Annotated in this window: 1 rRNA gene (running past one end of the window); it reads left to right on the forward strand. The window is 56.8% G+C overall.

Annotated elements, in window-relative coordinates:
* Positions 1-1,184: ribosomal RNA gene (locus ACZ4Z3_RS40145) — 23S ribosomal RNA — on the forward strand; its annotated part runs 1,279 nt beyond the window's last position; the annotation flags it as partial.

Genomic DNA, 1,184 nt, shown 5'->3' on the forward strand with positions numbered 1-1,184 from the left:
AGTAGCACGCTCAAGACCCGAAGCGGAGTGATCTAGCCATGGGCAGGTTGAAGCGGAGGTAAGACTTCGTGGAGGACCGAACCCACCAGGGTTGAAAACCTGGGGGATGACCTGTGGTTAGGGGTGAAAGGCCAATCAAACTCCGTGATAGCTGGTTCTCCCCGAAATGCATTTAGGTGCAGCGTCGTGTGTTTCTTGCCGGAGGTAGAGCACTGGATAGGCGATGGGCCCTACCGGGTTACTGACCTTAGCCAAACTCCGAATGCCGGTAAGTGAGAGCGCGGCAGTGAGACTGTGGGGGATAAGCTCCATGGTCGAGAGGGAAACAGCCCAGAGCATCGACTAAGGCCCCTAAGCGTACGCTAAGTGGGAAAGGATGTGGAGTCGCAGAGACAACCAGGAGGTTGGCTTAGAAGCAGCCACCCTTGAAAGAGTGCGTAATAGCTCACTGGTCTAGTGATTCCGCGCCGACAATGTAGCGGGGCTCAAGCGTACCGCCGAAGTCGTGTCATTGCGATATGTACCCCCAACGGGGATCGTGATGGGTAGGGGAGCGTCGTCTGCCGGGTGAAGCAGCCGTGTAAGCGAGTTGTGGACGGTTGACGAGTGAGAATGCAGGCATGAGTAGCGATACAAACGTGAGAAACGTTTGCGCCGATTGACCAAGGGTTCCTGGGTCAAGCTGATCTGCCCAGGGTAAGTCGGGACCTAAGGCGAGGCCGACAGGCGTAGTCGATGGATAACCGGTTGATATTCCGGTACCCGCTGTGAAGCGTCAAACATCGAACCAGGCGATGCTAAGTCCGTGAAGCCGCCCCGGAGCCTTCGGGTGAAGGGGAGTGGTGGAGCCGACGAACCAGACTTGCAGTAGGTGAGTGATGGGGTGACGCAGGAAGGTAGTCCATCCCGGGCGGTGGTTGTCCCGGGGTAAGGGTGTAGGACGTCAGGTAGGTAAATCCGCCTGGCAATAGTCTGAGACCTGATGCCGAGCCGATTGTGGTGAAGTGGATGATCCTATGCTGTCGAGAAAAGCCTCTAGCGAGTTTCATGGCGGCCCGTACCCTAAACCGACTCAGGTGGTCTGGTAGAGAATACCGAGGCGTTCGGGTGAACTATGGTTAAGGAACTCGGCAAAATGCCCCCGTAACTTCGGGAGAAGGGGGGCCACACCTGGTGATGAGCTT

The organism is Streptomyces sp. NPDC030296, assembly GCF_055572815.1.